Genomic DNA, 25,696 nt, shown 5'->3' with positions numbered 1-25,696 from the left:
TCGACGAACTGCGCGCCGCCGTCACCCCCCGCACCCGCCTCATCCTCCTCAACACCCCGCACAACCCCACGGGCACCGTCCTGACCCGCGAGGAGCTGGCGGAGATCGCCGCGCTCGCCGTCGAGCGTGACCTGCTCGTCGTCACCGACGAGGTCTACGAACACCTCGTCTTCGACGGCGAGCACATCCCGCTGGCGTCGTTCCCCGGCATGCGAGAGCGCACGGTCACCATCTCCTCGGCGGGCAAGACGTTTTCCTTCACGGGGTGGAAGGTCGGCTGGGTGACCGCGTCGCCCGCCCTCGTGACGGCCGTCAGGTCGGCCAAGCAGTTCCTGACGTACGTGTCGGCCGGGCCCTTCCAGTACGCCGTCGCGGAGGCGCTGCGGCTGCCGGACGCGTACTTCACCGGCCTGCGCGACGACTTGCGCGCGAAGCGGGATCTGCTGTGCGCGGGGCTCGCGGACGCTGGCTTCGAGGTCTACCGCCCCGCCGGAACGTACTTCGTCACCACCGACATCCGCCCCCTCGGCGAGACCGACGGCTTCGCCTTCTGCCGCGCTCTGCCGGAGCGGTGCGGGGTGGTCGCGATCCCGAACGCGGTCTTCTACGACCACCGGGAGGAGGGCGCCCCGTTCGTGCGATTCGCCTTCTGCAAGCGGACGGACGTACTCCAGGACGCGGTCGCCCGCCTGAAGGGCCTTGCAGCCGGCTAGAACAAGCCCCGCGCAGCGGTAGGCGCACCCTAGGCCGGTCGGGCGAGCAGCGGTCGCGGCGCGGCGGCGGGACGCTCATCGTCGGGGTCAACGACTCGCGCGCGCCCGGAGGTAGACCGTGTCCGTCGACGCAGCGGAGAGGGCCGCCGTACGGCCCGTACGCACATCCGCACCCGCCAGACGCGCCCTGCGCCGCGCAGCCCCCGCCCTCGCCCTCTTCGCCGCCGCCCGCCTCACCGGCGTACTCGCAGTCGCCCTCTGCTCCTGGTACGTCGGCAAGAACCCCCTCGCCCGCCTCGGCGACACCTGGGACTCCCTGTGGTACACGGGCATAGCCGCCCACGGCTACGGACACCGCACCCTCACCTTCCCCGACGGCGTGACCCAGAGCGACCTCGCCTTCTTCCCCCTCTACCCGGCCCTCATCAAAGCGGTCACCACCGTCGCCCCCCTCTCCGGCGGAGCAGCCGGGCTGCTCATCGCCTGGACCGCCGCCGCGGCCGCCGCCTGCGGCATCTACCTGATCGCCGACCGCCTCTACGGCCGCCGCACCGCCACCGCGCTCGTCGTCCTCTGGGCGCTGCTGCCGCACTCCGTCGTCCTGACCATGGCGTACACCGAGCCGGTGCTCATCGCCTTCGCCGCCTGGTCGCTGTACGCCGTCTTCGGCGGCCGGTGGCTCTGGGCCGGCGCCCTGGCCGCGCTCGCGGGGCTGGCCAGGCCCAACGGGATCGCGGTCGCCGCGGCGGTGGGCGCGGCAGCGGCGTACGCACTGTGGACCCACCGGAAACACAGCGCCCGCCTGCCCTGGCGGATCTGGGCGGGGGCCGCCCTCGCGCCGCTCGGCTGGGCCGGCTTCGTGCTGTGGGTGGGGGCCAGGGAGGGCGATCTGCTGGGCGGGTACTTCGCGGTGCAGGACCGGTGGAGTTCACGCTTCGACTTCGGCGCCGGGACCCTGCGCTTCACCAGGCACCTGCTCCTCGCACCCGAGGTCCTGCCGTTCCCCATGGTGCTGGTGATCGTCGCGGCGGCGCTCGTGCTCTTCGCCCTGCTGCTCCTGGACGACCGCGTCCGGCCGCCGCTGCCGCTGCTCGTCTACACGACCGTACTCGTCCTCATCACGGTCGGCGGCTCCGGCTTCTTCGAGTCCAAGGCCCGCTTCCTGCTCCCCGCCTTCCCGCTCCTCCTCCCCCTCGCGCACGCCATGACGAAAGCCCGGCCGAGGTCCGCGATCGTGGTGACCGCCGCCCTCGCCGGGCTCTCGCTGAGCTATGGGACGTATCTGGTGACGATTGGCCCGGTCCCGCTGTGAAGCGCGGTGCTCAGGCCTCGCCGGAGCCGTCGCCGGAGCCGTCGCCGTCGCCGTCGGCGGAATCGACGTCCTTCTCCAGGCCCAGCTGCTCGACGAGCCACTTGTCGAATTCGATCGAGGCGCGCACCCAGCCGACCGTCGACGACACGAAGTGCTCAAGGCTGACGCCGGTGCCGATCAGCATCTGCGCCTCACCGATGAGACGGACGGCGCCGTCGTCGTGGGTGTGGCTGTAGACCTTCGGCCACAGCGTGCGGCGGTTCCAGTCGTCGATCAGCTCAAGGAGCTGGATCTTCTCCTCGATCTGGTGCGGCCGGTCGTAGAAGGTCCGTACCGAGAAGACCTGCTGGTCGTCCTCGCCACGGAACATGAAGTACGTGCGGAATTCCTCCCACGGCGCGGCGAGGTCGCCCTCGTCGTCGACGACGTACTTCAGCTCCATCTGCTCCAGCAGCTGCTTGACGAGGTCCTGGTCCGGGACGACCGGGCCTGCGGGACCTTCGGGCTGCGGTTCGGGCTGGCCCCCGAAGTTCGGGATCGAGGACGGGTCGATAGACATGTTCAATACTCCTGGGGTCTCGCGTGTGGGGTCTTCGCGTGGCTGCCTGACATCGACCCTAGTCGCGAAAGCGGGCGAGGGTCCTTCGCCCTGGGCTGAAACCCCTACCGCGCCGGGCCCACCGTCAGGCCGTCCCCGACCCGGTCCACCCGTACCGTGTCGCCGTCGGTGATCTCGCCCGCGAGGATCTCCTTCGCGAGCCGGTCACCGATCGCCGTCTGGATGAGGCGGCGCAGCGGCCGGGCCCCGTAGGCAGGGTCGTTGCCCTCTTCCGCCAGCCAGGCCAGGGCGGCGGGGGTGACGTCGAGGGTGAGGCGGCGGTCGGCGAGGCGCTTGGCGAGGCGGCCGATCTGGAGCTCGGCGATGTGCGCCAGCTCGTCCCCGGACAGGGCGGAGAAGACCACCAGGTCGTCGAGCCGGTTGAGGAACTCCGGCTTGAAGGTGGCCCGTACGATCTCCAGGACCTGCTGCTTCTTCTCTTCGTCGCTGGTCAGCGGCTCGACGAGGTACTGGCTGCCGAGGTTCGACGTCAGCACGAGGATGGTGTTGCGGAAGTCGACCGTCCGCCCCTGCCCGTCGGTAAGCCGCCCGTCGTCGAGGACCTGCAACAGGATGTCGAAGACCTCCGGGTGCGCCTTCTCGACCTCGTCGAGGAGTACGACGCTGTACGGCCGTCGGCGCACCGCCTCCGTGAGCTGGCCGCCCTCCTCGTAGCCGACGTAACCGGGCGGCGCGCCCACCAGCCGCGCGACGCTGTGCTTCTCGCCGTACTCGCTCATGTCGATGCGGACCATGGCCCGCTCGTCGTCGAACAGGAAGTCCGCGAGCGCCTTGGCCAGCTCGGTCTTGCCGACACCGGTCGGGCCGAGGAAGAGGAACGATCCGGTCGGCCGGTCGGGGTCGGCGATGCCGGCACGGGTGCGGCGTACCGCGTCCGAGACCGCCCGCACCCCCTCGTGCTGGCCGATCAGCCGCTTGCCGAGCTCGTCCTCCATGCGCAGCAGCTTCTGCGTCTCGCCCTCCAGCAGGCGGCCGGCGGGGATGCCGGTCCAGGAACCCACCACATCGGCGATGTCGTCGGGTCCGACCTCCTCCTTGACCATGGTGTCGGTACGGACCTCCGCCTCGGCGGCCGCGGCCTCCTCGAGCTCGCGCTCCAGGCCGGGGATCTCGCCGTACAGCAGCTTGGAAGCGGTGTCGAAGTCGCCGTCGCGCTGGGCGCGTTCGGCCTGGCCGCGCAGGTCGTCGAGCTTCTCCTTCAGCTCACCGACCCGGTTGAGGCCCTGCTTCTCCTTCTCCCAGCGGGCGTTGAGGCCGCGCAGCTCCTCCTCCTTGTCGGCGAGGTCGCGCCGGAGCTTCTCCAGGCGCTGCTTGCTCGCCGGGTCGGACTCGTTCTTGAGCGCGAGCTCCTCCATCTTCAGCCGGTCGACGGCGCGCTGGAGTTCGTCGATCTCCAGCGGCGAGGAGTCGATCTCCATGCGCAGGCGCGAGGCGGCCTCGTCGACGAGGTCGATGGCCTTGTCGGGGAGGAACCGTGAGGTGATGTACCGGTCGGAGAGGGTCGCGGCCGCGACCAGCGCGGAGTCCGCGATCTGCACCTTGTGGTGCGCCTCGTACCGGCCCTTCAGCCCGCGCAGGATCGCGATGGTGTCCTCGACGCTCGGCTCGGCGACCAGCACCTGCTGGAAGCGGCGCTCCAGGGCGGGATCCTTCTCGATCCGCTCCCGGTACTCGTCGAGGGTCGTCGCACCGACCATGCGCAGCTCGCCACGGGCCAGCATCGGCTTGAGCATGTTGCCCGCGTCCATGGCGGAGTCGCCGCCGGCGCCGGTGCCGACGACGGTGTGCAGCTCGTCGATGAAGGTGATGATCTGGCCGTCGCTCTCCTTGATCTCGGAGAGGACGCTCTTCAGCCGCTCCTCGAACTCACCGCGGTACTTCGCCCCGGCGACCATCGCGCCCAGATCCAGTGCGACCAGCCGCTTGTTCTTGAGCGACTCGGGTACGTCGCCCTTGACGATGCGCTGGGCCAGTCCCTCCACGACGGCGGTCTTGCCCACGCCCGGCTCACCGATGAGCACGGGGTTGTTCTTCGTACGCCGCGACAGGACCTGCACGACGCGCCGGATCTCCTGGTCCCGCCCGATGACGGGGTCGAGCTTGCCTTCGCGCGCGGCCGCCGTGAAGTCGGTGCCGAACTTCTCCAGGGCCTTGTACTGGCCCTCCGGGTCGGGAGTGGTCACCCGGCGCCCTCCCCTGATCTTCTCGAACGTGTCCAGCAGCTTCTTGGCGCTCGCGCCCTCCTGGGACAGTACGTCCCCCGCCTTGCCGCCCTTGGCCGCGATGCCGATGAGCAGGTGCTCGGTGGAGAGGTAGTCGTCGCCCAGCTCCTTGGCCTGCTGCCCGGCCTCGGCGATGACCGCGAGCATCTCGCGGCTGGGCTGGGGCGGGGCGACGGTGGCCCCGGTCACGCTGGGCAGCGCGGCGAGCAGGCGCTCGGTTCCTGCCCGTACGGCCGCCTGGTCCACGTCGACGGTGGCCAGCAGGTCGATGATGTTCGCGTTGTCCTCACCCGCGAGCAGGGCCAGCAGCAGATGCGCGGGGGTGAGGTCCGCGTGTCCGTCCTGGACGGCGCGATTGCTCGCCGCCTGGATGGCGTCCCGGCTCTTGTTGGTCAGCTCTGCGTCCACTGCGCTCTTTCCTCCTCGGCGGGCGGTATCACCTGGCCGGCGGCTGCCAGCTATGACATCTCAAGGATACGCAAAGTTGAGTCTATTCCACTCAAGGCGGGGAAAGGCAGCCGACTACTCTTGGCGCCATGGCCAACGACCTCGACGTACGCAATCCCAGCCCCGAGTACCTCGCGTTCTGGCGCGAGTACCACCTGTGCACCCTGACAACCCTGCGCCCGGACGGTTCACCGCACGTAGTGCCGGTCGGCGTGACGTACGACCCCGACGCGGGGATCGCCCGCGTCATCACCAACAAGAGCAGCACGAAGGTGGCCAACGTGCTGGCCGCGGGACCGGCGGGCGCGCGGGTCGCCGTCTGCCAGGTGAAGGGCGGCCACTGGGCGACGCTGGAAGGGCGCGCGGTCGTCCGTACGGAACCGGACCTGATCGCGGATGCGGTACGCCGCTACGCCGAGCGGTACGAGCGCACGCCGGGGCCGAACCCCGACCGGGTACTGATCGAGATCACCCTGGACCGCGCGATGGGCCGCGCCCCGAGCACGGCCTGAGCGAATCAACCGTCCGGGCACAGCACAGCGGCGCCATCGTGTTCAGGTCCACGATGACGCCGCTGTGTGGGGGAGCGCCTGGGCGATTGTTGACGACGGGGGAATCGCTTCAGGCGCTGCGGGGGGTGGCGGTGCTGGTTACGGGCTCGATCAGCTGGTGGTCACGCTGGTCGAGGTTGACGAACACCATGCCGTACCGCACGGCACAGCGAACGGGTTGCGGAGCCCCCCGGGGCTTGCGAAGGCACCGGTAGGCACGGACGTCCTCATCCTCTTCACGCGCGACCAGGATCGGCTCACCGAAGAGGGTGACCATCAGCGAGTCGCCACGGTGGGGAATGGCCGTGACCAGGTCGATGAAGTGCCAGCCCGAGCGGTAGGCCGTGGCCATTTCACGTCTGAAGGTGCGGTCGTCCGGTGGAACGGTCATGCCTCTGTCTTGGCCGGCGTACTGGTCCAGCCCGAGTCTGGGGGTCCGGCCTGGACGCTGGTCCAGCCCGAGTCCGGGGGCCCGGCCTGAACGCGGGTCCAGCCCGAGTCCGCCGACAGCTCAGTCCCGGCATGGCCAGAACCGAGACCCGCGCCACTGATAGCCCCGAAGACAACAGCCGCGGAGAAAACAGTGGCAAGCACCGAGCGAAGCATTCTCTTGTACATAGTCGGCTTCGTCCTCACTTGATGGATTCCTCTCCCCCGCGTCACAAGACGATGGCTCATTCGGGCACGTCAAGGCCACAGGAACGATGCATCATGTTCCTGCACGTTCAGGACCCTGGGGGGTGGAGATTTGCCAGCAATAGAGTCAAAACCGGGCCATACCCATGCCGTCACTGAACTGTGTGACGAGGGGGCGAGACTTTACGCCAGCGCGCTGGGAACCGGTCGCATCCCACGCACGGAGGTGGATTCCGCTACCTGCCTCCTGGAGTTCGGGCTGCTGCACCCCGATCCGGACGACGCGAACTGGCTACGCCCAGTTCCGCCCTCCGCCGTACTGGCCCAGCGTCTCCACCCCCTGGAACGCGAGATTCAGGACCGCAGGCGTCTTTCCGTCGAACTGGCCGACGCTTTCGAGCCGTTCATGGCGCTCAGCGCCCAGAGCCCGGCGCCCACGCACGCCATCACCGTGCTGGAAGGGTTCGACCGCATCAACGCCGCCCTCGACCTGGCGAACGCCGAGTGCCGCAACGAGATGCTCACGGTCCAGCCCGGCGGCGGCCGCCCCGTGGACGCGCTCACCCAGGCCCTGGAACGCGACAGGCCCCTGATCGAACGCGGCGTAAGCATCCGCACCCTCTACCAGCACACCGTCCGGCACAGCCCGGGCACTCTCGCCTACGCGGAGCGCCTGGCCGACGGCAAGCTGGAGATACGCACACTCGAGGAGCTGTTCGGCCGACTGATCATCTTCGATCGTACGGTCGCGTTCATCCCCGCGAGCGAAGACCGTCGAGTCGCCCTGGAACTGCGCCACCCCGGCCTCGTCGAGTACCTCTCCGGCGTCTTCGAGCAGTTCTGGCAGCGAGCCGTCCCCCTCCAGGAACAGGTCTCCTACGAGCACACCCCCGACGGCATATCCGGCGTCCAGCGATCCATAGCCAAGCTGCTCGTCGAGGGGTACGTCGACGAGGCCATCGCCCGCCGGCTCGGCATGAACGTACGGACCGCCCGGGCGCACATAGCCAAGCTGGCCACCACGCTCGGCAGCGGCAGCCGCGCCCAACTCGGCTACCTGATCGCCCAGTCCGGCATCCTGGATCAGGATCACTGATCACGGCCAACACCGCGCCGGTGGCTACGATTTCGCCACCGTCATCACACGGGAGATCCACGAACGCGTACGGCTTACGACGGCGCTGACCGACTCCCTGGCACCACTGACAACCATCGCCAGCGAGGACCCGAACCTCGCCATCACGGTGCTCGAAGGAATGCCACTGATCGACTCCCCTCTCGCCCATGCCACCAGCAGCGCCACGAAGGAGTTTTCGGGCCGCTGGGTCTGCTGATCGGCGGGCGAAGTAAATGCCGGGGTTGTTGCCCTGCGATGAACCCAGCACATGACGCATACGGATCCCTTCCCAATGCACCAAAGCAGGGCAAATAGGCTGCCCACGTTCGTCTTCTACTGGGTTAGTCCCATCCCGCCCGACTGAGAGCCGGGAACGCCCCGCCAACTCCTGGACGCCCTTCCCCCCACCCACACCAGCAACCTGCTTGCGGCCCAACCGACCACCGGCCGGGGCGGACGCCACACCCACCCGAGTCACCCCATTCAACTGCCGCGCCCCACCCGCGCCGACACGAGTCCGCACGTCGACCCCGCAGACCATCCGGCCACCGGCGGGGGTGCTCGCGTGCGTGGGAACGTGGGAATGGGGATGTCGCACCAACGACCGTCCCCGCACCCGCCGAGCCAGGGGCCGCGCCGCCCCCTAAACAGACCGCGCCCCACCCACTCACCCGACAGCCACCAAACCGACCCGCGCTACTCCCCGAGCCCCCGTGCAGGGCGTTTTTCTTTGGGCCGTCCCCCTACAAGCGTTAGCGGTGGGCCGGGGTGGCGGGTCAAGGGTGGGCCGAAGGCACATCGCGCAGCGACGCGACGCAGGAGCGCCCTTGACGCGCCGCCCCGGCCCACCGACACTCGAGCTCCCGGGACGGCCCGAAACCCCCAGAAGCGATCTGTAGTTACCACCCCCGCCAGCGAGGCCGGAGCATGGCCGAACGCCTTGCCCCGCCGCCTGGGGCTGGCTGACGGACTGGCTGCGCAGTCTCTGCGCGGCATATGGATGCGAACGCGGAAGCCGCGCGGCACATGCGGTTCGGTGGCTCCGCTGTCCTTCGCAACCAGCTTCTGCGTCGGATCGACCCTGCCCGGCTGCCCAACGTGCACAGCCGAGGCGTACGCCGCGCGGCGGCCGGCAGGCAACTGCCTCTCCCGTGAGGCCACGCCCCAGAAAGGCCCGTCACTCCACAGACTCAGACTCGACTCTGGAGTGACGGGCCTCTCCCCGCAAAACTTGAACCGCGAACCGCGAACCGCGACCGCGAACCTACTCCGCCGGTCTCTTCGGCTTCGGCCGCCACACCACCAGTGCGCTCGCCTGCTGCACGTCCTCGTACCGGACAAGATCGCGCCGGTACGACGCGTGCACCTGCGCCTCGCGCTGCTGCAACGCCGCCGCCGCGCCGTCCACCGCCGCGGAGAGTTCGGCGACGCGCTGCTGGAGCGCGGCCACCTGGTTCTCCAGCTCGATGATGCGCTTGATGCCGGCCAGGTTGATGCCCTCGTCCTGTGACAGCTGCTGCACCTGCCGGAGCAGCTCGATGTCGCGGGCCGAGTAGCGCCGGCCGCGCCCGGCCGTGCGGTCGGGGGAGACCAGGCCGAGGCGGTCGTACTGCCGCAGCGTCTGCGGGTGCAGGCCGGAGAGCTGTGCCGCGACCGAGATGACGTACACCGGTGTCTCGTCGGTCAGCTGGTATGGATTACGTCGTATGCGCGGGTCCATCTCACGCTCCCTTCGCGGCCTGGAACAGCTCCGCCCGCGGGTCCTCCCCGGCGGTCGCCTCACGGTAGGACTCCAGTGCCTCACGGGCCTTGTCGTCAAGGTCCTTCGGCACTTCGACCTCCACGGTGACCAGCAGGTCGCCGCGGGTGCCGTCCTTGCGGACCGCGCCCTTGCCGCGAGCGCGCATCGTACGGCCGTTCGGCGTGCCGGGCGGCAGCTTGAGCGTGACCGGCGGTCCGCCCAGCGTCGGCACCTTCACCTCGCCGCCGAGCGCCGCCTCCACGAAGGTGACGGGCACGGTGACGGTGAGGTTGTCGCCCTTGCGGCCGAAGACCGGGTGGGCGTCCACGTGGACCAGCACATACAAATCGCCCGCCGGGCCGCCCCGTTCACCGGGACTGCCCTTGCCGCGCAGCCGGATCCGCTGGCCGTCGGAGACGCCCGCCGGAATACGGACCTGCATGGTCCGGGACGACTTGGCGCGCCCACTGCCCTTGCACACCTCGCAGGGGTCCTGGGCGATGAGCCCGCGGCCCCGGCAGTCGACGCACGGGTCGGTGAGCGAGAAGCCGCCACCGCCGCCGCGCGACACCTGTCCCGTACCGACGCAGGTCGGGCACACGCGCGGCGTGCCGTTCTTGTCGCCCGTACCCGAACAGGCCTTGCACGGTGCCTGGCTGGACATCCGCAGCGGGACCGTGGCCCCGTCAACCGCCTCGGTGAAGCTGAGCGTCACCTCGGACTCGATGTCCTGGCCTCGGCGCGGCTGCGTACCCGTACGCGCACCCGGACCGGCACCCCGGTTGAACAGGCCGCCGAACACGTCCCCGAGCCCGCCGCCGAACCCGCCGGCACCGCCGGTCTGCGCCCCGCCCGGGGCGCCTCCGAAGAGGTCGCCCAGGTCGAAGTTGAAAGAGCCGCCACCGGCGCCCGGGCCCGGACGACCCTGCCTGTTGAACAGGGCACCGTTCCCGAACAGAGCACGCGCTTCGTCGTACTCCTTGCGCCGCTTGGGGTCGCCGAGGACGTCGTTCGCCTCGGAGATCTCCTTGAAGCGGTCCTCCGCCTTGGCGTCGCCCTTGTTGGCGTCCGGGTGGAACTCGCGGGCGAGCTTCCGGTACGCCTTCTTGATCTCGGCCTCGGTGGCGTCCTTCGGGACGCCGAGAACCTTGTAGTAGTCCTTCTCGACGAAGTCCTTCGTGCTCATCCCCGACGTCCCTCCTTCCTGCTTTTCCCAGTCACGTCAGCCCTCGTCCGGGCCACCGCTCTCCTCGTCCGGAGCCTTCGCTTCCGGCTCGTCCGCCTTGGCGGCGGGCGTGGCGCCCGGCTGGGGCTCCGCGACCGCGACGCGCGCCGGGCGGATGGTCCGCTCGCCGATCCGGTAGCCGGGCTGCAGGATCGCGACGCACGTCGTCTCTTCGACATCCGGTGCGTACGAGTGCATCAGGGCCTCGTGGATCGTCGGGTCGAAGGGCTCGCCCTCCTTGCCGAACTGCTGCAGGCCCATCTTGGCGGCGACCGTCTCCAGCGATTCGGCAACCGACTTGAACCCGCCCACCAGCTCGCCGTGTTCACGCGCGCGGCCGATGTCGTCGAGGGTCGGGAGGAGCTCGGTCAGGAGGCTCGCGACAGCGATCTCCTTGACCGTGACCCGGTCCCGCTCCACCCGGCGACGGTAGTTCTGGTACTCAGCCTGCAGCCGCTGGAGGTCCGCAGTGCGCTCACTGAGCGCCATACGCACCTGGTCCAGCTGTGCGGTCAGAGCGACGTCCTGCAGATCTTGTACATCGTGTACGTCCCCGGCCGGGGCTGCCGGGCCCGACTCCTCGACGGAGTCGGTCCCTGCCGTTTCGGGCGCGGCAGCCTGCGGTTCGGCGTCTTCGGGAATGGCGCCGGAAGGGACGTCGGGCTTCTCCTCGAAGCCCGGAGTCTCCTCCGTCATGCGGCGCCTCCCTGACGTCCGGCACCGGCGTCGCGCTCGTCGTCGACGATCTCGGCGTCAACGACGTCGTCGTCCGCCTTGGCGTGCCCGTCCGCACCGGGAGCGTCGCCGCCCGCGGCCTGAGCGCCCTCGGCGTTGGCGTACATGGCCTGGCCCAGCTTCTGCGAGACGGCCGCGACCTTCTCCGTGGCCGTGCGGATCTCGGCCGTGTCCTCACCCTTGAGCTTTTCCTTCAGCTCGGTGATGGACGTCTCGACCTCTTCCTTCACGTCGCCCGGAACCTTGTCCTCGTTGTCCTTGAGGAACTTCTCCGTCTGGTAGACGAGCTGCTCGGCCTGGTTGCGGGTCTCGGCGGCCTCGCGGCGCTTGTGGTCCTCGTCCGCGTACTTCTCGGCCTCTTCGCGCATCCGGTTGACCTCGTCCTTCGGCAGCGAGGAGCCACCGGTGACGGTCATCTTCTGCTCCTTGCCGGTGCCGAGGTCCTTGGCTCCGACGTGCATGATGCCGTTGGCGTCGATGTCGAACGCGACCTCGATCTGCGGGACACCACGCGGGGCCGGCGGCAGACCGGTCAGCTCGAACATGCCGAGCTTCTTGTTGTACGCCGCGATCTCGCGCTCGCCCTGGTAGACCTGGATCTGGACGGACGGCTGGTTGTCCTCGGCCGTCGTGAAGATCTCGGAACGCTTGGTCGGGATCGTCGTGTTGCGCTCGATGAGCTTCGTCATGATGCCGCCCTTGGTCTCGATACCAAGCGACAGGGGCGTGACGTCGAGGAGCAGGACGTCCTTGACCTCACCCTTGAGGACACCGGCCTGGAGCGAGGCGCCGATGGCGACGACCTCGTCCGGGTTCACACCCTTGTTGGCGTCCTGACCGCCCGTGAGCTCCTTGACGAGCTCGGCGACGGCCGGCATACGGGTCGAGCCACCGACGAGAACGACGTGGTCGATCTCGGAGAGCTGGATGCCCGCGTCCTTGATGACGTTGTGGAACGGCGTCTTGCAGCGGTCCAGCAGGTCGGCGGTCAGCTGCTGGAACTGCGAGCGCGTGAGCTTCTCGTCCAGGTGCAGCGGGCCCTCGGCCGACGCCGTGATGTACGGCAGGTTGATCGAGGTCTCGGTGGAGGAGGACAGCTCGATCTTGGCCTTCTCGGCCGCCTCGCGCAGACGCTGGAGCGCCATCTTGTCCTTGGAGAGGTCCACGCCGTGACCGGAGTGGAACTGCTTCACGAGGTAGTCGACGACACGCTGGTCCCAGTCGTCACCACCGAGGTGGTTGTCACCATTGGTGGCCTTCACCTCGACGACGCCGTCGCCGATCTCCAGCAGCGATACGTCGAAGGTGCCGCCACCGAGGTCGAAGACGAGGATCGTCTGGTCGTCCTTGTCGAGGCCGTACGCCAGGGCGGCGGCCGTCGGCTCGTTGACGATACGCAGCACGTTGAGGCCCGCGATCTCGCCGGCCTCCTTCGTCGCCTGACGCTCCGAGTCGTTGAAGTACGCCGGGACGGTGATGACCGCGTCGGCCACCTTCTCGCCCAGGTACGCCTCGGCGTCGCGCTTCAGCTTCTGCAGGATGAAGGCGCTCATCTGCTGCGGGTTGAACTTCTTGCCGTCGAGCTCGATGTTCCAGTCGGTGCCCATGTGGCGCTTGACCGACCGGATCGTCCTGTCGACGTTGGTGACTGCCTGGCGCTTGGCAACCTCGCCTACCAGCACTTCACCGTTCTTCGCGAAAGCGACGACGGACGGCGTGGTCCTGGCGCCTTCGGCGTTGGTGATGACGGTGGGCTCGCCGCCCTCCAGAACGCTGACGACGGAGTTAGTGGTGCCCAGGTCGATGCCGACCGCACGTGCCATTTCGATTCCTCCAGCTGACTTGAGTGGAACAGACTCAAGGATGCATGACGGATCCAATCGCGTCAACAGACCTGAGTCGGGGGGACTCAACTCTTATGCGGCCCTTATGGGCATGAGCACGGCATAGGCGCAGCACAGGCGCTGCATAGGCGCGGCATCAGCACGGCACGCCGCCGCCCATCAGGGTGCCATGTGCGGGTAAAACGCATGAAAAGGTACGTCACATGCCCGCGAAGCGAATCTTCGACCTGGCGGCCACCACCGCCCTGCTGCTGATCGCCGCCCCCCTCCTGCTCCTCACCGCCACGGCCGCGGCCGTAACGTCGCGGGGCCCTCTCCTCGTACGGAACACCCGAGCCGGCCTGGGCGGCCGCCCCTTCGAGATGCTGACGCTCCGCACCGATCCCCGCACCCCGGCCGGCCGGCTGCTGCGCCGGTGGCGGCTCGACGTACTGCCGCGGCTGCTTCACGTACTGCGCGGCGAGATGTCCCTGGTCGGGCCGTGCCCGCTGCCGCCGGGCCATCGTTCGGCGACACGAGCGAGACTGGTGGTACGTCCGGGCATCACCGGACTGTGGCAGGTCAGCGCACGCTCCGAGCTGCCGTGGGAGGAGATGGACGTACTGGATCTGCACTACATCGAGCAGCACTGGCTCGGCCTCGACCTGGCCATCCTCACCCGCACGCTTCCCGCGGCCCTCGCCACCAGGGGCTGAGGGCAGCCTTACGCGACACAGATCACCGCCTGCGCAACTACAGTGCGGCGGCATATCTGGGTACGCTCAGCACGGACTGATTAAGTTACCGCTTAGTAATCCCTCTGATTCTCACCCTCGCAGGCCCGAGGAGCCCCGAAATGCAACTCGCCGCGATCATTGTGTCGTTGGTCCTGACCGTGGTCGGCGTTGCGCTCATCGCCCGAGCCGTCGCGCAGATCTACCGGTTCGTGAAGCTGGGCCAGCCCGTCCCCGCGGGCAGCCGCACCGGCAACCCGAAGCAGCGCACGATCACCCTCGCCAAGGAGTTCCTCCTCCACAGCCGGATGAACCGGTGGGGCATCGTCGGCGTGGCGCACTGGTTCGTCGCGATCGGCTTCCTGACGCTGCCGCCGACGCTCGCTCAGGCGTACGGCCAGCTCTTCCAGGCGGACTGGGTGCTGCCGGTCATCGGCGGCTTCCTGCCGTTCGAGATGTACATCGAGTTCATCGGTCTGATGACGGTGGTGGGCATCGTCGTCCTGATGGCGATCCGACTGCTCAACCTCCCCTCGCGGGCGGGTCGCAAGTCGCGCTTCGCGGGCTCCAAGGCCTGGCAGGCGTACTTCGTCGAGTACATCATCCTGACGATCGGCCTGGCGATCCTCGTGCTGCGCGGCCTCGAAGGCGCGATCCACCACGTCGACGGCTACAACGCCGCGTACTTCGTCTCGTACCCGCTCGTCCTCGCCTTCGACGGGCTGAGCGTCTCCACCCTCCAGACGCTGATCTACTTCACGGCGATGATCAAGATCTGCACCTCGCTGATCTGGATGATCACCGTCTCGCTGAACACCAACATGGGTATCGCGTGGCACCGGTTCCTCGGCTTCCCGAACATCTGGTTCAAGCGCGAGGCGGACGGCGGCACGGCGCTGGGCGCGCTCCAGCCGATGACCAGCGGTGGCAAGGAGATCGACTGGGAGGACCCGGCCGAGGACGCCGTCTTCGGCGTCTCGCAGGTCGAGCAGTTCTCCTGGAAGGGCATCCTCGACTTCTCCACGTGTACGGAGTGCGGCCGCTGCCAGTCGCAGTGCCCCGCCTGGAACACCGGTAAGCCGCTGTCCCCGAAGCTCCTCATCATGTCGCTGCGCGACCACGCGCACGCCAAGGCGCCGTACCTGCTCGCGGGCGGCGGCAAGGACATGGAGGGCAACGAGAAGGCTTCCGCCGAGCAGTTGGCGAACGTCCCGGCGTCCGCCCTCGCCGAGGCCGAGCGGCCGCTGATCGGCACGCTCGAAGAGAACGGCGTCATCGACCCGGACGTGCTGTGGTCCTGCACCAGCTGCGGCGCGTGCGTCGAGCAGTGCCCGGTCGACATCGAGCACATCGACCACATCGTCGACATGCGCCGCTACCAGGTGATGATCGAGAGCGCGTTCCCGTCGGAGGCGGGGACCATGCTCAAGAACCTGGAGAAGAAGGGCAACCCCTGGGGTCTGGCCAAGAAGCAGCGCGTCGAGTGGACGAAGGAAGTCGACTTCGAGGTGCCGATCGTCGGCAAGACGATCGAGGACCTGTCCGAGGTCGAGTACCTCTACTGGGTCGGCTGCGCGGGCGCCCTGGAGGACCGGGCGAAGAAGACCACGAAGGCCTTCGCCGAGCTGCTCCACATCGCGGGTGTGAAGTTCGCGATCATGGGCGGCGACGAGAAGTGCACGGGTGACTCCGCCCGCCGCCTGGGCAACGAGCCGCTGTTCCAGCAGCTCGGCCAGGAGAACGTGGCGATGCTGAACATGGCGTACGGCGAAGACGATGACGACCCGGCGACCCGCAAGCCGAAGTCGTCGAAGAAGATCGTCGCGACGTGCCCGCACTGCTTCAACACGATCGCGAACGAGTACCCGCAGCTGGGCGGCGAGTTCGAGGTCATCCACCACACGCAGCTGCTCCAGCACCTCATCGACGAGGGCAAGCTCATCCCCGTCACCCCGGTCGAGGGCCTCATCACGTACCACGACCCCTGCTACCTGGGCCGCCACAACAAGGTCTACACGCCCCCGCGCGAGATCATGTCGGCCGTCCCGGGCCTGCGTCAGCAGGAGATGCACCGCCACAAGGAGCGTGGCTTCTGCTGCGGCGCCGGTGGTGCGCGCATGTGGATGGAGGAGCGGATCGGCAAGCGCATCAACACCGAGCGCGTCGACGAGGCGCTGTCCCTCAACCCGGACATCGTGTCGACGGCCTGCCCGTTCTGCCTGGTGATGCTCACGGACTCGGTCAACGGCAAGAAGAACGATGGCGCCGCGAAGGAATCCCTCCAGGTCGTGGACGTGGCGCAGTTGCTCCTCGACTCGGTGCGGACGCCGACCGAGCCGGCGGACGAGCCGGAGTCCGAGGACGCGCCGGAGCCGGAACCGGCGAAGTAACAGCTGGTCGGAAGTAACAGCTGGTCAGTCGTAAAGAAAGCGGCCGGATCTGCCTCGGGGGCAGGTCCGGCCGCTTTCGTATGCCCCGCTTACCGAAGCGGTCAAAAAAGAGCATCATGTGCCGACTGATGACTGGCGATACGGACGAGGTGGTCGTGCGAAGAGGCATCGCAGTGGCAGCGGCGGCGAGCTGTGCGGTACTGCTGACAGCCACCGGCTGCGGCCCCTCCTCCGGCAGTGATTCCCCGGCCACCGGCGCCCAGGAGGACTCCCCCGCCGCCATGGCGAACAAGGCCGCCGCCCCCCTTCGCCCCGTACCGCACGGCAAGGGCAGCCGCGTCGCCGAGGACTTCAACGGTGACGGCCACCGCGACCTCGTGCTCAACGACCTGGTCAAGGGCCCGGAGGACCGTCTGGGCGACGACGCGGGCATCGGCATCGTGTACGGCGCCAAGCCCCCGCAGGCGGCCCTTGATCCTTCCGTACGCCAGCTCCTCACGCCCGCCCACAACGCGGCCCGCACCGAGGGCGTCCTCCCCGCGGCCTTCGACGCCGAGGCGGCCTGCGACCTCGACCAGGACGGCTACGCCGACCTGGTGGTCACCACGGACCCACCGTTCAACGGCACGGGCATGCCGCCCGTACCGCTCCAGATCCTCTTCGGCAGTGCGAACGGGCTCACCGGCAAGGCGGTCAAGCTCCGCATCCCGGACCGCGCCCGGTTCGGCAACGAGTGGCCGGACCACCCGGTCTGCGGCGACTTCGACGGCGACGGCAACAAGGATCTGGCCGTGACGGCCGGCGGCGGCCGCCTGAGCTTCCTGCGCGGCCCGTTCACCCGCGCCGGCGCCCCGCGCGCGGCCTCGGGCACCATCCCGGGCGTCGGCCCCGTCCTCGTCGCCCCCGACCTCGCACCCGACGTCAACGGCGACGGCTACGACGACCTGGTCTCCGCCACCCGCCCGCACGAACCCGGAACCGCGGCGCGCGCGAAGCTGCTGCTGGGCGGCCCGACCGGCCCCGGGCGAGCGGGCGGTACGTACACCTTCAAGGCGGTGAAGGCGCGGCCGGGCGATCTGCCGAGCGGCGAGGAAACGCCCATCACGGACGTCCTGCGCCACGCCGACTTCGACGGCGACAAGAAGCCGGACACGGTCGTACGGACGCACCGGGGCGAGACGACGGACGTCATCACGCTCCACTCCTCGCATGCTTCGACCGCCAAGAGGAGCATCACCTTCTCCACGGCGGTGTTCTCCGCCCAGCAGCGCTGACCCCCTAGGGGATGTCACAGCTCGGCAGCAAAGCCGGGCCTGTTGCGGCAGACCCGGCATACGGTGCATCAGGACCAGGTACGTTCGATTACGTGGCTGGATTCAGGATCGGACGCGGCCGGGACAACCGCACCCCGCAACAACAACCGCAGCGGCAACAGCAGCAGCAACGGCAGCAACAGCCGTACGGGCAGCAGGCTCCATCGCCTCAGCCCCCGTACGGCCAGCAGCAGTGGCCGCAGGCACCGCAGTACGGCGGACAGAACGGCGAGCCCGAATACTTCGGCGACCCCGACCCGCACCACCCGCCCCAGGGCCACGCCCAGGGCGGACGCAGCGGCCACGGCGGTCACGGAGCGCGCGGCGGCCATGGCGCGGCGGGGGGAGGTGACCCGTACGCCAACAGCAGCAACAACCCGGGCCACACGACGGCCTTCAGCATCGGCGAGGACCCGTACGGCGACGGCAACACCTACCGGGCGGGCAACACCCCCGCCCCGCCCGCCGGCCCGCGCCTCCACTGGAAGCAGTTGCTGAGCGGCATCGTGCTGCGGCCGGGCCCGACCTTCTGGCAGATGCGCGACTACCCGGTGTGGGGACCGGCCCTGGTGGTCACGTTCCTCTACGGCCTGCTCGCGATCTTCGGCTTCGACAAGGCCCGCGAAGAGGCCATCAACGCGACCCTGTCCAGTGCCATCCCGTACGTCCTCACGACCGGCATCGCGGTGATCATCTGCGGCCTGATCCTGGGCGCGGTGACGCACACGCTGGCCCGCCAGCTCGGCGGCGACGGCTCCTGGCAGCCGACCGTCGGCCTCTCGATGCTGATCATGTCGATGACGGACGCCCCGCGCCTGGTCTTCGCGATCTTCCTGGGCGGCGAGAACGCGCTGGTCCAGGTGCTCGGCTGGTTGACGTGGCTGGGAGCGGCGGCCCTGTTCACATCAATGGTGAGCAAGTCGCACGACCTGCCGTGGCAGAAGGCCCTGGGCGCATCCGCGATCCAGCTGGTGGCGCTGCTGTCCCTGATCAAGCTGGGCACGATCTGACGCAAGACAAGGCACGACGAACCGAAAAGGGCCCCGGCCGCGTACACCTACGCACCGGGGCCCACCCACATCCACCATCCACATACCCACTCAGGCGTCGAGAACCTGCCCGGTGCGCCGCACGACGGGCTTCTGCACGCTCCAGGGGAAGTTGATCCACTCGTCGGTGCGCTTCCACACGTACTCGCACTTCACGAGCGAGTGCGACTTCTCGTAGACGACCGCGCTGCGGACCTCCGCCACATGATCGAGGCAGAAGTCGTGCACGAGCTTGAGCGTGTTGCCGGTGTCGGCGACGTCGTCCGCGATCAGCACCTTCTTGTTGCTGAAGTCGATCGCGTTCGGGACGGGCGCCAGCATGACCGGCATCTCAAGCGTCGTCCCGACCCCGGTATAAAATTCAACATTTACCAGGTGGATGTTCTTCACATCAAGGGCGTAGGCCAGCCCACCGGCGACGAAGACCCCGCCACGGGCGATGCTCAGCACGATGTCGGGCTCGTACCCGTCGTCGGCGATGGTCTGCGCGAGCTCGCGCACGGCGCTGCCGAAGCCCTCGTACGTCAGATTTTCCCGCACAGCACTCACACCTGCGTCCGATGGAAATTGAGGAAGGACCGCGAGGCGGTCGGTCCGCGCTGACCCTGATAACGCGACCCGTACCGCTCGGAGCCGTACGGGAACTCCGTGGGCGAGCTCAGCTGGAACATGCACAGCTGCCCGATCTTCATGCCGGGCCAGAGCTTGATCGGCAGCGTAGCCAGATTCGACAGCTCAAGGGTGACATGCCCGGAGAACCCGGGATCAATGAATCCAGCGGTGGAATGCGTAACGAGCCCGAGCCGCCCGAGCGAGCTCTTCCCTTCCAGCCGGGAAGCAAGATTGTCCGGCAGCGTGATCGTCTCGTACGTCGACGCCAGCACGAACTCACCGGGGTGCAGGATGAACGCCTCGTCCCCCTCCGGCTCCACCTCGCGCGTCAGATCCGCCTGCTCAACGGCCGGATCGATATGCGGGTACCGGTGGTTCTCGAACACCCGGAAGTAGCGGTCGAGCCGCACGTCGATGCTCGAGGGCTGCACCATTGATTCGTCGTACGGATCAATACGCACGCGTCCGGCATCGATCTCGGCCCGGATGTCCTTGTCTGAGAGAAGCACGCCCCGAGGATACGCAGAACGCGCGGGCCCGCCCCAACCGGACCGGTCCCGCGCGCCTCTCACTCCGACCTCTAGCGCTGCCCCATCACCACGGGAACGGCATTCCGAAGCCGGGCACAGCGCGGACAGCGGATCAGCCGCCCCGGCCCGATCCGGCCGGCTCCGAGCTGCTGCAGCGGGAACGATGTGGTGCTGAACACGTGCCCCTCGGCACAACGGACGACGGTGGGCTCCATCAAGTCCCTTCCCCAAAGCGTGGACGAGAAGGCCACATTAGGGGATGAACAGGACGCCACTCCAGGCGGCACTCCGCCCGCCAAGATACGCCCACACCGCAAACACCGGGGCGAGGACTGGGGTACACTGACGGACAACGCGGTGCTGATCAACGGCCCGCTGCGCGGGTGTAGTTTAATGGTAGAACATGAGCTTCCCAAGCTCAGAGCGCGAGTTCGATTCTCGTCACCCGCTCCACGAGAAAGCCCCAGGTCAGCGACCTGGGGCTTGTTTGTCGTCCAGACCGATTCGGGAGCCGCGCACCACCTGCGCACCACCTCCGGCCCGACGTTGAACGGCACCTCACCCCTAGCAGTGCCCGAGATGCCCCGCCAGGAGGTCGGCGAAGCGTGGCACACCGGCCTTCGCAAGCCGGGTGATGGCATCGGCAATCGCGACCGGTGGATTCCGCTTCTCTGCGGCCAGCCTGACCACTGTCTGCACGACCTCAATTGGCAACTCGCCGTACAGTCCGCAGAGATACGCGTCCGGGTCGATCACATGCACCCCGCGCTTCGCCAAGTCGTCGGCAGGGAAGTCGCCGAGGTTCCACGTGATGAGCGCACCGGCGCCGGCGGCCACCGCTGCCGCCGCGTGGTGCCGGTCGTCGGGATCATCGCCCGGCATCTCGTCCACAAGGTGCGCATAGGCGGCTGCCGGGATCTTGCAGTCGGAGAAGAACCGCCGGATGGCGCGAGCCACTGCGGCAGCCGAGTCCGTAGAACGTCTGCCTTCCCGGACGATGACCCGTTCCCACTCCGCCAGGAGTCGTTCGGACCACACGATCTCATGGATGGAGTCCTCTGTGAGGGCCAGCATCACGTCCATCACTGAGAACGGAAACAGGACGTTGGTGTCCACGAAGACCCGCGCCGCCACGTTCGCCCTCCCTCCCCTTCGCCACTTACAGCGCCACCGAGATCAGTAGAGCAACCCGCCATCGTCGAGAGCATCGGCGATCTGACGCCGCCCCTCCCTACGGCGCTCGCGCCGCTGCTGGAAAGCCAGCACATCCGCGAGACTCACCACGCGGTGACTGCTGCCGGGCAGATTCATCGAGGGGATGTCACCGGCATCAAGCAGGCGTGCAACGAACGGCCGCGACAAGCCCAGAAGCTCAGCAGCCTCAGTAGGCGACAGCTGCACCTCGGACGCCAGGACCGTGACCGCATGCCCACGGGCCAGCTCGCCGGCCGAAGCGAGAAGAATCCGGACCAGTTCCGCCGGCAGCGCCAGCTCACCGCCATCCGGGGTACGCACCAACACCTCAACCTGCTCCGGCGCCATCCGGGCGGCCGCGGCGAGCGCACCCTGATGCGTGGGATTCGGTTCTACCTTCTCAGCACGGGCCAGAACACTCGTTCGAGCCATATCCGTCTCCCATTCACTGACCCAGCGAAGCAACCATCTGCAACAACTGTAACCGGACAGCCCCGGGGTGGACAACCGTAAAGAAGACGTGCCCCGAAAACCGTCGGCGTGGCCGCCTTGCCCCCGCGCAGGACCGCGCCATCCCCCGACATCGGCAGCGGCAGAGATGTGCGTCCCACCAGGCCCAGCTTTGCTGATGCACGCCAGCACGCCGGTCAACGCGATCATCCTCCCGGCCAGCACCTCGCCTGACGCCGCACGGGGGCCGTGCCACAACGTGCCAGTCGGGGCGGTAAACGGCGGTCAACAGAGGGCTCGACAAGGCTGCCCAGTAGAGGCCATCGGCGGACATTCTCGCAGGTCAGACGCTACACGCACGTCCAAGTGCCGGGTGATTCCCAAGCTCTGAGCGCGAGTTCGATTCTCGTCACCCGCTCCACGAGAAAGCCCCAGGTCAGCGACCTGGGGCTTGTTTGTTATCTAGACCTCTCAGGTGTCGCGTGCGACTCGCGCGATGCAAGGGGCCGATTACCGCGTCGAGTTGAGCGCCGCAACGCCTTGATCCGAGATTCAGCCGCCCGCGACCCCGCGCCCGCCGTGTGCCCGCACAGGACATTGGACACCGAGCGCGGAGTGGCTGACCGTGGCGTCCGCGAGTGAACGGGAGCAGGCTGGATAGGCGGAGGGTTACCGGTGCGAGTACGGCTGCGGCTGCCCCCGGGACGGCTGACGCCGGTCGTGCACCGCTCAGGAGGAAGAGAGCGTCATGGCATCACTAGCCGAGCGGAAGGCGTACCGCGAGAAGATCATGCAGGCTCTGTACGAGACCACGGAAGGTAACCGCCTTCTGGGTGTCACCGGGGCGCAGCTGCTTCTCGATCTCGGGATCCGCGAAGAGGATCTGGCTGCTGCCTGCACTTATCTGGTGGGCGAGGACCTGATCGTGGTCGACTGGGCCACGGGCAATACGCCCGCCATGGTCACGCTGACACACCAAGGCATTCGACGCATGGAGGCTCAAGAAGAAGAGCGCGGTTGATGCGGCGCCCGGGGCCGTGTCCGAGCCGCTCGAGGGCCACACTGCCCGTAAATCTCGTTACGCCGGAAATGGTGCAGTAGGACGGTAAAATTGGCTTTGGGTTGGTGCACTCTCACGTGCAACCGCCCGGAAGGGCGGCCCCGGCGTGTATACGCCGGGGCCGTTGTACAGCGGTCGGCGCGGCAACACAGCTGACGCCACGGCTCGCCTGCGGGGCGAGCTCGGATGGGGACTGAGGCCACAGGGGCGCTCTGCGGAGGCGATTGAGGAGCCCGGTCTTGCGGCAGCCCACGCCCGCCATGCAGTCGCACGGGACTGGGACACCCAGCACGGATCCGACTGGGTGAGTGGGCGTGGCGTCAGGGGCCGGCGGGGGCAGGCTAAAGGCGGAGGGCAACCGATCCAGGTGCTCGGCTGCGACATTCCGTGGGACGGCCGGCACCGACCGGTGCCCCGCTCAGGAGGGAGAGGGCATGATCCAGGCAGCCGACATCCGAGAGTGGCGCAACCACGATGACGTCGACCCGAAGCAGCGCAAGATCGGCCTGCTCGAAGCGATCTATGTGGACACCATCACCGACGAACCGGCCATGGCCACCATCACCGACGAACCGGCCATGGCCACCATCCGGACCGGTCTCCTCACCCGCCAGCGCCTGGTCTTCGTTCCCCTCGACGACGCCATCCTCGGGCCGGCCTACCTCAAGGTCTCCTACGCCAAGGGACTCGTGAAGAAGGCCCCTTCGATCGGCACGGACGACGTACTGCCCGCCGAGCAGGAGGAAGCGATCTTCCAGCACTACGGCCTGACCTACCAGCCGGGCGCCAAGGGCGAACGGCAACTCGCGCGCCGCTGACCGCCCGCGCTCAGTACAGCTCAGCACAAAGGAGGTGCTCGGGTGATGGCGCTCTTCCTGCTTCTCGTCCTGGTGTCCGTCGCACTTGGGCTCATCGGCGTCGCGGCAGATGGCCTGGGCTATCTGCTGATCATCGGCATCGTGCTCCTTGTGGCCGATGTCGCCTTCATCGGCGTGCGACGGTCCCGGCGCGCTCGGCGGCGTCCCATCCGCTGACGGGGCTCCCGCACACCGTTCAACCCATCGCTCCGCATCGGTCGGTCGGGCCCTGTCCAGAAGTATCCTGAAGTTACCGAGGACACTTCGCACACCAGCTTTCACGCTCGTGTCGTCTCCGGCGATTCACAACACCGGGCCGGCCTGCACCGGCCCGGGGCAGGGTCCGCGTCATGACCGCGACCATTTTGCATACGCCCGCGGTCGAAGACCGGACCTCTTCGCCGCCCCTCCGACTCGTGCTGGCGCCGGCCGGCACGGCTCCGGCTCTGATCGACGGTGCGTGGTGGCCCCGGTCCCGCGACCTCTCGGCGGAACTTCCCACGCTGACGGCCGTACTGGACCCCATGTGGGGGCGGATCACTCGCGTCACGGTGAACCCCACGTTCTGGCCAGTCATCCCACGCAAGGTGCCCGTCCACGGGCATGTGGTCCACGTGGGCTGGTTCAAGGCCGAGCAGGACCCGCACAAACTACTGCTGCTCTCCTACACCGCCGGCCGCTGGGACCTGCTCGTGATCCCACCCGAGGCCAGCCCCGGCACAGCAGCCCGCCTGATGGCCGCGGCCACTGATCCGTTGCGCAGTCTCACCGCGAGCGGCTTGATCCAGGAGGCCGAGCTCTACTGGATCGCCGCCGAGGCCGAGTGGGACGCGACCCGGGAGAGGGTCTGGGACTCCGAAGGCGGTCACGGAGCGCGCCAACCGACCTCACCTTTGCCTGCCCCGGCAGACATTGCTCAGGTACCGGATCCGACGGAAGGGATGTGACGATCATGGACACCTTCGTCACCGTGCTCGTGATCCTGGCGATGATAGCTCTGGGCACTCTCGCGATCCACATGCTCAACTCCCAGCACGACGAACGCATCGCGGCCTTCCCCTACGGCCGCGCCAAGTCGAACCTTCGCACCCGGCCCACGGCAGATCCGCCCGATTCCCGCGGACATGCGGCTTCGAGTACCACTGGCGTTCACCGCGACCATCGCATCGCAGGCTTCGGGCGGCTCTGGCCGCGCCGTCGCGCCCGGAAGTGAGACACCATGCGCAGTCCGCCCGTGCAGGAAAGTCCTCAGAGGGGCGGCAGATCATGACCGCCGACATCCCGGCTCCTCTCCTGCTCCTCGCGGACACAAGCGATCAGCCGGTTGTTCCCGGCGCGGCCGTTCTGAGGATAGAGACAACCTCCAGCCGTGTCGGGCTGTTCGACGGCGCGTGGTGGCCACGCACCCGTGACCTCAAAACCCAACTGCCGGGCCTGATCACCGCCCTGACCGCCCGGCTTGGCCCCGTCGCACGCGTCGGTCTGGACGCGAGCGCCTGGGACGACGCTCCGGGCCACCTGGTCATCGACGACCGCATGGTCCGCATCGACTGGTCCGCCGTCGACGACGGCACAATGATCATCACTCGCGGACCCCAGGACCACTTCTCCTTCCTGGTGATCCCGCCAGAGGCCCCCGCGTCGGCCGCGCGCGCCGCGATGACCATGGCCGTACAGGACGGCAACTGCACATCGGCAGAACAGATCCTCACTGACACCGGCATCAGGCCCTAGCGGACTCCGAACCTCGGGGCGGCCGACGCCCTTAAGCCCGTGCTGCCGGCAGATTCGCACTCGGATGCCCGCCAGGATCGCCGGGGTACGCCGGAAACAGCCAATGGCGCTGCCCCGTGCTCCGTTTGAGTGCCGTCGTCGGCGGCTGGAGTTGAGCAAAACCCCAGCTTGTAAGGTTTCTTCATCTGCTTCCGGTACCAGCCGTGCGTGCTCTGCCCCCGTGAGCAGTTCGGGATCATGCGGGCATGGCGTCGATGAAACGAAATGCGTACCCGCGGTTCAAGCCCCAGCAGGACACCAGGCCACCGCTGCTGACCGTCGCCGCCGTGAGCCCGGTGGGGCCCGGCCTGACGATCGCGATGTGGGCCGTCGTCGTACGCGAGCTCGGACCGGACTGGCTGCTGTGGCCGGTCAACCGGCTGTGGGCGGCGTTCCTGCGGCGCCTGGTCCGGCGCAACGCGGCATCCGACCTGGATGTCCTGCGGTGGAGGCGGCCTCTGGTCAAGGACCTGTGGTCAGCGGCTGACGGCCCCTCGGTCCGCGCGTACCGACGCTTCTACCGGCGCAACCTCCCTCCGGACGGAAGAGAACGCACCACTGCCCAGCCGCACCGAGATACAACGTGACTGCCA

The 25,696-nt window shown here is 68.2% G+C and carries 26 protein-coding genes and 1 tRNA gene; 16 read left to right on the top strand and 11 right to left on the bottom strand.

Annotation, left to right across the window (positions count from 1 at the left end; translation table 11 throughout):
- On the top strand, window positions 1-713 hold a 713-nt coding region (locus J7E96_RS30405), incomplete at its 5' end, for an aminotransferase class I/II-fold pyridoxal phosphate-dependent enzyme (RefSeq protein WP_215135970.1).
- Window positions 714-831: 118 nt separating this feature from the next.
- Complete coding sequence (locus tag J7E96_RS30400; RefSeq protein ID WP_215135968.1) at window positions 832-2,025, top strand: glycosyltransferase family 39 protein; 1,194 nt, start codon at window positions 832-834, stop codon at window positions 2,023-2,025.
- Window positions 2,026-2,035: 10 nt separating this feature from the next.
- Here the strand turns inward: J7E96_RS30400 and J7E96_RS30395 are convergent, their stop codons facing one another.
- Complete coding sequence (locus J7E96_RS30395) at window positions 2,036-2,584, bottom strand: YbjN domain-containing protein (RefSeq protein ID WP_215135966.1); 549 nt, start codon at window positions 2,582-2,584, stop codon at window positions 2,036-2,038.
- Window positions 2,585-2,688: 104 nt separating this feature from the next.
- Complete coding sequence (gene clpB, locus J7E96_RS30390) at window positions 2,689-5,274, bottom strand: ATP-dependent chaperone ClpB (protein WP_215135964.1); 2,586 nt, start codon at window positions 5,272-5,274, stop codon at window positions 2,689-2,691.
- A 128-nt stretch (window positions 5,275-5,402) separates the two neighbouring features.
- On the opposite strand from clpB, the gene J7E96_RS30385 reads away from it, so the two are divergent.
- A complete protein-coding gene (locus J7E96_RS30385) occupies window positions 5,403-5,825 on the top strand; it encodes a pyridoxamine 5'-phosphate oxidase family protein (RefSeq protein ID WP_215135962.1) in 423 nt (140 codons plus the stop codon).
- 109 nt (window positions 5,826-5,934) lie between these two features.
- On the opposite strand, the gene J7E96_RS30380 is transcribed toward J7E96_RS30385, so the two are convergent.
- Entirely contained in the window at window positions 5,935-6,255 is a 321-nt protein-coding gene (locus J7E96_RS30380; RefSeq protein WP_215135961.1) for a (2Fe-2S)-binding protein, read from the bottom strand.
- Between the two features lie 342 nt (window positions 6,256-6,597).
- On the opposite strand from J7E96_RS30380, the gene J7E96_RS30375 reads away from it, so the two are divergent.
- A complete protein-coding gene (locus tag J7E96_RS30375) occupies window positions 6,598-7,596 on the top strand; it encodes a helix-turn-helix transcriptional regulator (RefSeq protein WP_374196732.1) in 999 nt (332 codons plus the stop codon).
- A 1,285-nt stretch (window positions 7,597-8,881) separates the two neighbouring features.
- Here J7E96_RS30375 and J7E96_RS30370 read toward each other — a convergent pair.
- From J7E96_RS30370 to dnaK, 4 genes are read right to left on the bottom strand one after another with little or no spacing between them, the layout of a single operon-like run.
- Window positions 8,882-9,337, bottom strand: a complete 456-nt coding sequence (locus J7E96_RS30370; protein WP_215135958.1) for a heat shock protein transcriptional repressor HspR — start codon at window positions 9,335-9,337, stop codon at window positions 8,882-8,884.
- Between the two features lies 1 nt (window position 9,338).
- Window positions 9,339-10,544 (bottom strand): molecular chaperone DnaJ, encoded by a 1,206-nt coding sequence (gene dnaJ / locus J7E96_RS30365; RefSeq protein ID WP_215135956.1) that lies wholly within the window; start codon window positions 10,542-10,544, stop codon window positions 9,339-9,341.
- A gap of 36 nt (window positions 10,545-10,580) precedes the next feature.
- On the bottom strand, window positions 10,581-11,279 hold the full coding sequence (gene grpE, locus J7E96_RS30360) for a nucleotide exchange factor GrpE (RefSeq protein ID WP_215135954.1): 699 nt from the start codon (window positions 11,277-11,279) through the stop codon (window positions 10,581-10,583).
- Window positions 11,276-13,141: a molecular chaperone DnaK gene (dnaK, locus tag J7E96_RS30355; protein ID WP_215135952.1), complete on the bottom strand. Its 1,866-nt coding sequence runs from the start codon at window positions 13,139-13,141 to the stop codon at window positions 11,276-11,278. The genes grpE and dnaK overlap by 4 nt, the downstream gene beginning before the upstream one ends.
- Before the next feature lie 224 nt (window positions 13,142-13,365).
- Here dnaK and J7E96_RS30350 point away from each other — a divergent pair, with 224 nt between their 5' ends.
- The 4 genes from J7E96_RS30350 to J7E96_RS30335 all read left to right on the top strand — a co-directional run bounded on the left by J7E96_RS30350 (window position 13,366) and on the right by J7E96_RS30335 (window position 18,588).
- Window positions 13,366-13,857: a sugar transferase gene (locus J7E96_RS30350; protein WP_215135950.1), complete on the top strand. Its 492-nt coding sequence runs from the start codon at window positions 13,366-13,368 to the stop codon at window positions 13,855-13,857.
- Between the two features lie 140 nt (window positions 13,858-13,997).
- Window positions 13,998-16,265, top strand: coding sequence for a (Fe-S)-binding protein (locus J7E96_RS30345; protein WP_215135948.1), 2,268 nt, complete (start codon window positions 13,998-14,000; stop codon window positions 16,263-16,265).
- Between the two features lie 128 nt (window positions 16,266-16,393).
- Window positions 16,394-17,539 (top strand): VCBS repeat-containing protein, encoded by a 1,146-nt coding sequence (locus tag J7E96_RS30340; protein ID WP_215135946.1) that lies wholly within the window; start codon window positions 16,394-16,396, stop codon window positions 17,537-17,539.
- A 92-nt stretch (window positions 17,540-17,631) separates the two neighbouring features.
- The gene (locus tag J7E96_RS30335) at window positions 17,632-18,588 is read left to right on the top strand and encodes a Yip1 family protein (protein ID WP_215135944.1); all 957 of its coding nucleotides are present in this window, start codon (window positions 17,632-17,634) and stop codon (window positions 18,586-18,588) included.
- A gap of 90 nt (window positions 18,589-18,678) precedes the next feature.
- Here J7E96_RS30335 and J7E96_RS30330 read toward each other — a convergent pair whose 3' ends face one another.
- Entirely contained in the window at window positions 18,679-19,176 is a 498-nt protein-coding gene (locus J7E96_RS30330) for a phosphoribosyltransferase (protein WP_215135942.1), read from the bottom strand.
- On the bottom strand, window positions 19,173-19,748 hold the full coding sequence (dcd, locus tag J7E96_RS30325) for a dCTP deaminase (RefSeq protein WP_214970457.1): 576 nt from the start codon (window positions 19,746-19,748) through the stop codon (window positions 19,173-19,175). The genes J7E96_RS30330 and dcd overlap by 4 nt, the downstream gene beginning before the upstream one ends.
- A 400-nt stretch (window positions 19,749-20,148) precedes the next feature.
- Here dcd and J7E96_RS30320 point away from each other — a divergent pair.
- Window positions 20,149-20,222: transfer RNA gene (locus tag J7E96_RS30320), tRNA-Gly, on the top strand.
- 111 nt (window positions 20,223-20,333) lie between these two features.
- On the opposite strand, the gene J7E96_RS30315 is transcribed toward J7E96_RS30320, so the two are convergent.
- Window positions 20,334-20,903, bottom strand: a complete 570-nt coding sequence (locus J7E96_RS30315; RefSeq protein ID WP_215135940.1) for a PIN domain-containing protein — start codon at window positions 20,901-20,903, stop codon at window positions 20,334-20,336.
- A gap of 42 nt (window positions 20,904-20,945) precedes the next feature.
- The gene (locus tag J7E96_RS30310; RefSeq protein WP_215135938.1) at window positions 20,946-21,395 is read right to left on the bottom strand and encodes a helix-turn-helix domain-containing protein; all 450 of its coding nucleotides are present in this window, start codon (window positions 21,393-21,395) and stop codon (window positions 20,946-20,948) included.
- 766 nt (window positions 21,396-22,161) lie between these two features.
- Here J7E96_RS30310 and J7E96_RS30305 point away from each other — a divergent pair.
- From J7E96_RS30305 to J7E96_RS30275, 7 genes are all read left to right on the top strand, one after another.
- On the top strand, window positions 22,162-22,434 hold the full coding sequence (locus tag J7E96_RS30305; RefSeq protein WP_108150560.1) for a hypothetical protein: 273 nt from the start codon (window positions 22,162-22,164) through the stop codon (window positions 22,432-22,434).
- A gap of 473 nt (window positions 22,435-22,907) precedes the next feature.
- Window positions 22,908-23,291 (top strand): PRC-barrel domain containing protein, encoded by a 384-nt coding sequence (locus J7E96_RS30300; RefSeq protein ID WP_215135936.1) that lies wholly within the window; start codon window positions 22,908-22,910, stop codon window positions 23,289-23,291.
- A gap of 45 nt (window positions 23,292-23,336) precedes the next feature.
- Window positions 23,337-23,507 (top strand): hypothetical protein, encoded by a 171-nt coding sequence (locus J7E96_RS30295; RefSeq protein ID WP_215135934.1) that lies wholly within the window; start codon window positions 23,337-23,339, stop codon window positions 23,505-23,507.
- 173 nt (window positions 23,508-23,680) lie between these two features.
- Window positions 23,681-24,277 carry a DUF5994 family protein gene (locus J7E96_RS30290; RefSeq protein ID WP_215135932.1) on the top strand — a complete coding sequence of 199 codons (597 nt, stop codon included), beginning with the start codon at window positions 23,681-23,683 and terminating at the stop codon, window positions 24,275-24,277.
- A gap of 5 nt (window positions 24,278-24,282) precedes the next feature.
- Complete coding sequence (locus tag J7E96_RS30285) at window positions 24,283-24,543, top strand: hypothetical protein (RefSeq protein ID WP_215135992.1); 261 nt, start codon at window positions 24,283-24,285, stop codon at window positions 24,541-24,543.
- Between the two features lie 53 nt (window positions 24,544-24,596).
- Complete coding sequence (locus J7E96_RS30280; RefSeq protein WP_215135930.1) at window positions 24,597-25,064, top strand: DUF5994 family protein; 468 nt, start codon at window positions 24,597-24,599, stop codon at window positions 25,062-25,064.
- A 245-nt stretch (window positions 25,065-25,309) separates the two neighbouring features.
- On the top strand, window positions 25,310-25,690 hold the full coding sequence (locus J7E96_RS30275; RefSeq protein WP_215135928.1) for a hypothetical protein: 381 nt from the start codon (window positions 25,310-25,312) through the stop codon (window positions 25,688-25,690).
- Window positions 25,691-25,696: the final 6 nt, after the last annotated feature.

Origin of the sequence: Streptomyces sp. ISL-96 (assembly GCF_018614035.1) — a bacterium.
Taxonomy (GTDB): Bacteria; Actinomycetota; Actinomycetes; order Streptomycetales; family Streptomycetaceae; genus Streptomyces.
The sequence above is the reverse complement of the archived record's forward strand: the minus strand, read 5'-3'. Positions and strand labels throughout refer to the sequence as shown.